General features: G+C 49.0%; 8 protein-coding genes and 1 pseudogene. 8 read left to right on the forward strand and 1 reads right to left on the reverse strand.

All coding sequences use genetic code 11. The features are described 5' to 3' along the window. The first annotated feature begins 4 nt into the window (after positions 1–4). From ACQUTI_RS25345 to ACQUTI_RS25375, 7 genes are read left to right on the forward strand one after another with little or no spacing between them, the layout of a single operon-like run. The gene (locus tag ACQUTI_RS25345; protein WP_065800234.1) at positions 5–1,405 is read left to right on the forward strand and encodes a DNA circularization protein; all 1,401 of its coding nucleotides are present in this window, start codon (positions 5–7) and stop codon (positions 1,403–1,405) included. Next, positions 1,402–2,487, forward strand: a complete 1,086-nt coding sequence (locus ACQUTI_RS25350; protein WP_428923415.1) for a phage baseplate assembly protein — start codon at positions 1,402–1,404, stop codon at positions 2,485–2,487. Before ACQUTI_RS25345 ends, ACQUTI_RS25350 begins: the two co-directional genes overlap by 4 nt. Beyond that, positions 2,484–3,065, forward strand: a complete 582-nt coding sequence (locus tag ACQUTI_RS25355; protein WP_428923416.1) for a phage baseplate assembly protein domain-containing protein — start codon at positions 2,484–2,486, stop codon at positions 3,063–3,065. The genes ACQUTI_RS25350 and ACQUTI_RS25355 overlap by 4 nt, the downstream gene beginning before the upstream one ends. Then, positions 3,062–3,511 carry a phage GP46 family protein gene (locus ACQUTI_RS25360; RefSeq protein WP_428923417.1) on the forward strand — a complete coding sequence of 150 codons (450 nt, stop codon included), beginning with the start codon at positions 3,062–3,064 and terminating at the stop codon, positions 3,509–3,511. Before ACQUTI_RS25355 ends, ACQUTI_RS25360 begins: the two co-directional genes overlap by 4 nt. Further along, positions 3,501–4,649, forward strand: coding sequence for a baseplate J/gp47 family protein (locus tag ACQUTI_RS25365; protein WP_065800232.1), 1,149 nt, complete (start codon positions 3,501–3,503; stop codon positions 4,647–4,649). The genes ACQUTI_RS25360 and ACQUTI_RS25365 overlap by 11 nt, the downstream gene beginning before the upstream one ends. Next, positions 4,646–5,329, forward strand: a complete 684-nt coding sequence (locus tag ACQUTI_RS25370; RefSeq protein WP_131135814.1) for a YmfQ family protein — start codon at positions 4,646–4,648, stop codon at positions 5,327–5,329. The genes ACQUTI_RS25365 and ACQUTI_RS25370 overlap by 4 nt, the downstream gene beginning before the upstream one ends. A 16-nt stretch (positions 5,330–5,345) precedes the next feature. Beyond that, complete coding sequence (locus ACQUTI_RS25375; protein WP_162549619.1) at positions 5,346–6,209, forward strand: phage tail protein; 864 nt, start codon at positions 5,346–5,348, stop codon at positions 6,207–6,209. Here ACQUTI_RS25375 and ACQUTI_RS25380 read toward each other — a convergent pair. Then, complete coding sequence (locus ACQUTI_RS25380; RefSeq protein ID WP_254054161.1) at positions 6,190–7,317, reverse strand: acyltransferase family protein; 1,128 nt, start codon at positions 7,315–7,317, stop codon at positions 6,190–6,192. The genes ACQUTI_RS25375 and ACQUTI_RS25380 overlap by 20 nt on opposite strands. 139 nt (positions 7,318–7,456) lie before the next feature. Here ACQUTI_RS25380 and ACQUTI_RS25385 point away from each other — a divergent pair. After that, positions 7,457–8,286 (forward strand): annotated as a pseudogene (locus ACQUTI_RS25385) (hypothetical protein); the annotation flags it as partial.

The raw sequence follows: 8,286 nt of genomic DNA on the forward strand, positions 1-8,286 counted from the left end.
CCCGATGGCAATTATTCAGGATGCAATAACTTCCCTGATGGGCGGAGGCGGTAGTGAGGACTGGCTGGGTCAATTACGGCCAGGCTCCTTCCGTGGCGTGCCCTTTGCTGTGGTTAATGAGGAAGGCAGCCATGGTCGCCGGCAGGCCGTCCACGAATATCCATACCGTGATACCGCCTGGATTGAGGACATGGGGCGAGGGACGCGGCGATTTATTATCCGTGGTTTTATCGTCCAGAACAGTCTGGTCTACGGTGGCGGGGATGTCATTTCCCAGCGACAGGCGTTGATTAATGCGTGTGAAGCGAAGGGGAGCGGTACGCTCATTCACCCCACGCTGGGGGAAATGACCGTTTCCATACCTGAGAACGGGTTAAGACTCTCCGGCTCCGCCGATAATGGTCGTTCGTTTGAGTTTACCCTGATGGTGATTGAGTCGGGGTTAAAGGTCTTCGCCGTTACAGACAGCACCGCCGCGGGTGACACCGTCGGCACCAACTATCTGAAGTTGGTCAGCACGGCGGTTGCCAGTACCCTGGCGAGAATCAAAAGTGAGATCCGCGGCGTGAGCCAGGGGATTAAGACCATAAAGGGAACCGTGACGTTCTGGACCAATATGGTGGACAACACCATCAGTGAGGTGACGAACGTCAGTAACGTGCTGAATTCCACCTTCGGGAACAACCGGTACGGTCGGTACAGCAAAGGGACGGTTGGCGGGAGTTCGTCGGGTATTAACGGAAATCGTGATGCTGACGATACAGAAGACTATCAGGCGTTATCTGAACAAGTCTCCGCACAGGCCGTGATGGACCGACAGGCTGTACTTGATACGACCGCTGCACTGAATGAATCGGTATCTGCCGATGAATTTGTTCAGGGCGTTGCCGATGTTATTAATCGCATTCTGACCAGCGCTGGCAGTGTGAGCGATAAAATTGCTGCGTTTGAAAAACTGGCGGCATCAACCAGTACTGAATACCAGCGATCCGAAAGTAGCCAGCAACTGGCTGGCACAATGAATACGCTCATCATTGTGCTGTGCAGCGGGGCGATGACGAATGCGGCGGCCGATTACAACCCTACCAGTCGTAATGAGGCCGAGGAAATCACGCAACGCGTGGCCACGCAGCTGGATGCGGCGTTACTTCTGGCGGGCGACCGGGCGGATGACGATCTCTATAGCGCGCTGATGGCAGTGAGAAGCGCCTTCCTGGACACCATGTCCCAGATTTCAGCCGGGCTGAGTGATCTGATGCAGGTTAATACCGCGCTGCCCATTCCTGCACTGGTTATGGCTAACCGCCTGTATCAGGATGCCTTACGGGCAAATGAACTGATACAGGAAGCCAGTGTGCCGCATCCGGCGTTTATGCCGACGACGATGAAGGTGTTGAGACAATGAGTACGGATAACGATCAGGATATCGTCTCTCTGACTGTGGGCGGGAAAGTTATTGAGGGGTGGGATTCTGTGCGGGTGACCCGCGGCATTGAGCGTTTCCCCTCCGATTTTGATCTGGGTCTGATGGATTATTTTCCCGGTAGTGATCAGAAACAGCTGGTGAAGGAGGGGATGCCCTGCCAGGTAAAACTCGGAAGCGATCTGGTTATAACAGGCTATGTAGACGACTGGTCACCATCAATTTCCCGGTCGCGCCATGAAGTCAGGGCAACGGGGCGCAATAAGTGCTGTGATCTTGTCGATTGCTCGGCAGAATGGCCGAACAACGTTATCAACGGCTGCAATGCGCTGGATATAGCATCCAGGCTTGCATCGTATTACGACATTACGGTTTCCACTGATATCGATGATTTAGTCAGCGTTCCCCAGTTCACGCTCAACTGGGGGGAGTCGCCGCAGGAAATACTTGAACGGGTCTCCCGCTGGTCAGCTCTGCTCTATTACGATCAGCCTGACGGCAATTTATTTCTTACCCGGGTGGGCGCAAAGCGCGCGTCCAGCGGTATCGCTGAAGGGGTAAATATCGAACAGGCTTATTACCGCCGTTCGATGGCAGACCGCTTTTCTGATTACGTCGGCGTATCGATGAGCATTTCTCCGATTGCAGGATTCTCACCGGATACAGCTTATGACTCGGTGACGCTGGCGACAGCGCGTGATCCGGAGGCGGCAAGCATGCGCTACCGGAAACGAATCATTATCGTTGAAAGTACGCTGATGGCATCCCAGCAGGCGCAGCGCGCCATCGACTGGGAGATGAACCGACGATACGGCCGCTCAAAGCCATTGAGCGTCACGATTGATTCCTGGCGCGATAAAGCGGGAAAACTCTGGGAGCCGAACACGCTGATCCCGGTAAATATCCCCTCAATGCAGCTTCCGGATACGGAAATGCTGATTGCTGAGGTGACCTACATCAGAGACAGCGACGGCACTCACGCCAGAATGTACCTGCTACCGCCGGAAGCCTTCAGCGTCCAGCCCTATGCCTTCTATCAGCAAATCCCGGGATTAAACCAATGATTCAAAATTTAAGAAAAGCGGCGACCCGCATCGCGGGCATGCTGGGCATTGGTCGTATTACCAGCCAGAAAGATAGCGGGGTGGTACAGGAAGTGCAGTATCAGACCCCGCTGGAAGTGGCCAGCGCGCCGCGGTTTTCTGATTTTGGCTTTTCATCGGGGCTACCGGCAGGTGCTGATGTGGTTATTGCATTTCTGGGAGGTGATCGTTCCAGCCCCGTCGTCATCGCCTCTAACCATCAGGGCTATCGACATACCGGGCTGAAACCAGGGGAAACGGTAGTCTACAACCAGTGGGGGCTGAATATCCATCTGACCGAGTCGGGCATTTTCATTGATGCCAAAGGTAAGGATGTAGAGATCAGCAATGCTGCAAACATCACTGCGACGACAACGGAGCAGGTAAAGCTGGTTACCCCCAGACTTCTGGTGACCGGAGACATCATTGATAACTGTGAGACGAACGATAAAACGCTCAAAGAACTGCGTGATGCTCACAATGAACATGACCATGACGTTAAAAAAGTTCAGTCCGGTGACAGCACCATAACCAGCGAAAAAACAGAGAGTCAGGTATGAGTGATATTTCCTCTTTCTGGAATGTTGATGCCCTTCACGCAGACTGGCAGGCCGGAAACGGCATCTTAACCTCAGAAAATGACATGTACACGGCAGTGATTATCAGCCTGTTTACCGACGGGCTGGCGCGCGCTGACGACAATTATGAAGGAACCGGCCGCCGCGGCTGGTGGGGTGATCTGGACAACGATCGGAATATTGGCTCAAGGCTGTGGCTACTGCGACGTGAAAAGCTGACTCGCGAAGTGGCGATGAGAGCGGAAGATTATGCCGAAGAGGCGCTGGCCTGGATGAAATCGGATGGCATTGTGGCAGAGATACAGGCGCAATCGGAAATCGTCTTCCCTGACAGGCTGAATCTGATCATCCGGTATTTGCCGCCGGCAGGGGACTGGCAGGAGTTCAAATTCTTCTGGCTATGGGAGCAACTGAATAATGCCATTTAAACGGAAAACACTGAGTGAGCTCCGTGACGAGAACCGCCAGTTCATGCAGGCAGAGCTGGAGAACGTTGGCGCGCTGCTACGATTCGGTAATCTGAAAGTGCTTGCCGACATGGACGCGGGTATGGCGCACCTGCATTATGCCTATCTGGATTATATCGCCAGACAGAGCACGCCGTTCACATCAACCGATGAATGGCTTGCCGGATGGATGGCGTTGAAGCAGATCTACCGTAAAGCGGCGACCGCGGCTCGCTCACCGGCAGCGAAAATTACCGGTACGCCGGGGCGGGTTTTAGCCAGGGATTCTGTAATTAACCGTGCGGATGGCTACCAGTACAGCACGGACGCCAGTGTAATGATTGATTCCACGGGTAGCGCCACTGTTGCGGTGACGGCCAGACTACCGGATATCTCAGAGGATATCACTGGCGGTGGTAGCCGGGGAAATGCCGATGCCGGAACGCTCCTGACACTGGATGCCAACGTGCCGGGTATTGACAGCTCGGTTACGTTAATTGAACCGGCTACCGGCGGCGCCGACATCGAAAATGAAGAAGATTTTCGACAGCGGGGATTGCTGGCGTTTCAGAATCCTCCGCAGGGAGGGAGCGATACTGATTATCGTACATGGGCTCTGGCAGTATCCGGTGTTACACGTGCATGGGTCCGCCGGAGAGGAATGGGTCCCGGTACCGTTGTGATTTACATCATGTGTGATGGAAACGACAAGACAAACCATGGGTTCCCGGTTGGCACGGATGGCGTATCACAACTGGAAGAATGGGGTGCAGTAAAGGCCACGGGCGATCAGGGAAGGGTAGCCGATTATATGTACCCACTTGCCCCTGTGACTTCCCTGAATTACATCTGTTCGCCTACTGAGCTGGTTATTGATTTTGAGATAAGCGGTATCTCTGATGCGAGTAGCACGACAACTGCTGCTATAGCTGACGCTATTGACAGTGTTTTGTTTGAATCTGCTGATCCTCTCGGAACAGGAAAAATCTATCTTTCAGACCTCAACCGTGCGATAGGGGACGTTTCAGGCACGGCTGGTTTTATTCTGGTCTCCCCATCTGCAAATATTGAGCCGGGAATAGGGGAGATGGCCGTTCGTGGCGAGGTGAACTATACATGAGCCTCTTCTCAACTGACGACTACCTTAAAGCGCTACAGGCACTAATCCCGGCAGGGAGAGCCTGGACAAGAGATAAAAACGCTGTGCAGACGGCAGTGCTTCGGGCGCTGGCAAGGAGCTTTCAACGTAGTGATAATGACGCTCAGGCTCTTCTTAGTGGCGCTTTCCCGAAGACAGCGACCATCATGCTTACTGACTGGGAAAATACGCTCGGATTACCTGATGATTGCTCCATTGGCGAGGTCGACACAATCGCCAAGCGACAAAATGCAATCGTCTCAAAATTAATAAGCACCGGCGGTCAGTCAAAAAGCTATTTCATCAGTATTGCTGCCGCAATGGGTTATACCATCTCAATTAAAGAATACCGACAGGCGCGAGCGGGATTATCAGTTTGTGGTGATGGGTTAAATGGTGATGACTGGCCATTTGTCTGGATGGTTGAAGGAGAGGAAACGAATATAACATACTCCCGAGTCGGGATAAGTTATTGCGGAGACCCATTACGTTCATGGGGAAACCGGCAGCTAGAGTGTCGCATTTCAGCGCTGTCTCCATCCTATACGCTTGTGAAATTCGGATATATCTATTTTGGCTTTAATGACGAAGGGGTGTATGAAGTCACCCCTGAGTTTGCAACTATTTTTGATATCGCCTCTGGATACATTTCAGGAAACTAACATTTAAAGGTTAATCATGAGAAAAGTTGGAAGTACTACAGATACTGCTGATGCTAATGGTGAATATACTAATGGCAACGTTGCTAATGGGATTTCACCGACCATTATTAATGCAGAAATGCTCAATACATTTCAGCGGGAGCTGGTTAATGCTGTTGAAGGTTCTGGCTTAACGCTGGATCCGAATGATGATGGGCAGTTATTGAAGGCCATTAAAAAAACCGCAGGTCTAATGTTAAATACTGTTGTATTTACTGACTCAGGAACTTATACGCCCACTGAAGGGGCACGATATGTAATCGTAGAAGCTGTTGGTGGCGGAGGAGGTGGTGGCGGTTGTTCATCCACAACTAGCGATAATGCAGCTGTAAGTGGTGGTGGTGCTTCAGGTAGTTACATCAAAGCGAAATTTGACATTGCAAGTATAGGCGACACGGTAGAAATTACTATTGGCGCTGGTGGGGTTGGTGGTATAGGTGGGCAGGCTGGCGGTGCGGGAGGAGATACAAAACTTGGCGCGCTTGCAACTGCAACTGGTGGTAAGGGAGGAACATCCTCTACTAGCCCAGCGTCATCTGCTTTCATCGCCGTTGGTGGGGCACCAGGTTCTATACCTATTGGCGGTAATTTGATATCTTCCTTAGGAAGTCGCGGAGGGGCTGGCTTATTTTTTAACTCTTCAACTGGCGCCGTAGGTGGAGACGGGGCACCCTCTCAATACGGTGGTTCCGGAATTGGTTCTGGAAGTTCTGGAACTACTGGTACTAATGGTAGTGGATATGGGAGTGGTGGCGGCGGTAATGCCCGCCAGCCATCATCCGGCGCTGTTAATGGTTACGATGGCGCTAAAGGTATTTTAATTATTTACGAATACTCTTGATTAAGTTACATTTTGGTTTCATTTCTGATATTTTCTTGGAGAGTTTCAATGATGGTTTTTCTACAAAAAACCATGAGCATAACGCAATGGGAACTATAATAATAATAGATGTGATTATATTTAATGTAAAATTAACATTGAAATTCTGAGATATGATCTGTTGAATAGGGAAACCCCACAAATAAACTCCGTATGATATATCATGATTAATTTTAATTTTTATAATGGTTTGTATTGATGATATGTGAAGAATAATAAGGCATACTGATAAACACATAAGGAGTGAGGAAACTGCTTCGCTCTCAAATGCGAATTGACTTATAAACAATAAGGCTGGTATATAAGCATTAGTTCTGTAGTGATTTTTGTTTATTGCCAATAGAGAGCCGAGAGCAAAGCACGGAGCTAAGAGATAAATTGCATTATTGTCTGATGATGCAAATAACATACCTTTGTATGGCATAAACGGTTCAACTATTACTATGAAACATAATAGCGATGATAACCAACGTTTTTTACCCAAGCCAATTAAATATAAGAAAACTAAAGTAATATATGCTAATACTTCATAGCGTATTGTCCATAATGAGCCATTTACACCGTATTTATTGCTTTCGAAAACTCCAGGGAGAAAGTACTGCGTTTCCAATGTTATATTCTTTAATACATATAAAATAGGTTGGTTTGATTTAAAGTATTCAATAACAGGGATGTTTGTAAAAATAGGGCCAATTGCAAATGCTGTAATAATCACAACAAAAGCCAACCCTGGAAATACTCTAAGCACTCGCGATATAATAAATTGGGGAATTGATTTTCTCGTCAATAGGCTATTAGTGACTAAAAGCCCGCTTATGAAGAAAAAAATTTTTACGGCTAGACCTCCAGTCGTTACATAGCCAAAAGTAGTTTTTACAGGATCCACTATTCCCCATTGTGGATTTAAAACAAATGAATGGTAAACGATAACCGATAATGATGCCAATAACCGGATAAAATCGAGGTTATTATTACCTTTGGTTATAATTTGACTTACTAAACGTCCTTTCATTTTATTCTCTAATTCAATTAAATAATCTCTGATTTTAACAGTTTTTCGGAGAATCATCCATGTCCTCAGAAGAGAGTCAATGAAGCCCTCTTGGATACAGCATTGTGCTAGCCCTATACCCCGTGAAGGTATGTTGGGAATTACAGAGGAAAAATGTAATTCACGACTATGATGAAATTACCATCAGGAAATAACTATGGCCCAAAGATATAACACCGGAAACCCACGCCCTTCAAACAGCATGAAGGACCTTAACGATAACGCCCTTGCTAACGATGATTACATGAATAGCGAGGCAGACACGTTTATAGACCGGCTTGGGGATGAAAGAGATACCCTGCGTGGCTCAACCAAAAAGATGCTTGCTGCAGGCGCAGCTGTCGTAGAGGAGACTCGGCAGAACCTGATCCCTCTCAGCCGGCAGTACATGACCCTTGCGGCAGCTCAGGCGGACATTGCGAATATACCGTCAGGTTCAGTTACTTATGTACGTAGCACTGACGGAATCTCTCTTGCAGATGAATACATCAACAACGGTGGAACGCTGGAGGCCACAGGGCGCAAAATGCCGTCATATGAGTTGATTGAACCGCTGATCAACCTCATCGAATCTGTTTTGTATGCCGACAATGACGAGTATTCCCGCTCTCCGGCAGATTCTGCAATCATGGACAAAGACCACCGCTGGTTATTGCAGTGGCATTGTGATGAAATCTGGCTGAAGAACGCGGATATCAAAGGCACTCTGAAAATTAAAGACCTTCAGGTCTCCGGTGACGTCTCTTTTGACGATGCGACAATCAACAGCCTGAAAGTGAACAGCCTGGACACTGATACGATTTCTATTGGCGGCGTTGAAATACCGGTGTCGTTCGCGAGTCCCGATGAGTACGCCCGTTCGCCTGCAGACTCCGTAATTATGGATAAAAACCATAGGTGGCTGATGTTCTGGGAGGGCGACAAGTTAAATCTCAAAAACCTTGCAGTTAAATATGGGTTGACCGCCGGGAAAATCGATACCAGCGA

This window comes from Klebsiella sp. 7-CIP_Kleb. (assembly GCF_050378655.1).
Taxonomy (GTDB): domain Bacteria; phylum Pseudomonadota; class Gammaproteobacteria; order Enterobacterales; family Enterobacteriaceae; genus Klebsiella; species Klebsiella quasipneumoniae.

Coding starts and splice junctions, on each gene's coding strand:
- ACQUTI_RS25345 (WP_065800234.1), top strand. CDS start 5: ATGGCAATTATTCAGGATGCAATAACTTCCCTGATGGGCGGAGGCGGT.
- ACQUTI_RS25350 (WP_428923415.1), top strand. CDS start 1,402: ATGAGTACGGATAACGATCAGGATATCGTCTCTCTGACTGTGGGCGGG.
- ACQUTI_RS25355 (WP_428923416.1), top strand. CDS start 2,484: ATGATTCAAAATTTAAGAAAAGCGGCGACCCGCATCGCGGGCATGCTG.
- ACQUTI_RS25360 (WP_428923417.1), top strand. CDS start 3,062: ATGAGTGATATTTCCTCTTTCTGGAATGTTGATGCCCTTCACGCAGAC.
- ACQUTI_RS25365 (WP_065800232.1), top strand. CDS start 3,501: ATGCCATTTAAACGGAAAACACTGAGTGAGCTCCGTGACGAGAACCGC.
- ACQUTI_RS25370 (WP_131135814.1), top strand. CDS start 4,646: ATGAGCCTCTTCTCAACTGACGACTACCTTAAAGCGCTACAGGCACTA.
- ACQUTI_RS25375 (WP_162549619.1), top strand. CDS start 5,346: ATGAGAAAAGTTGGAAGTACTACAGATACTGCTGATGCTAATGGTGAA.
- ACQUTI_RS25380 (WP_254054161.1), bottom strand. CDS start 7,317: ATGATTCTCCGAAAAACTGTTAAAATCAGAGATTATTTAATTGAATTA.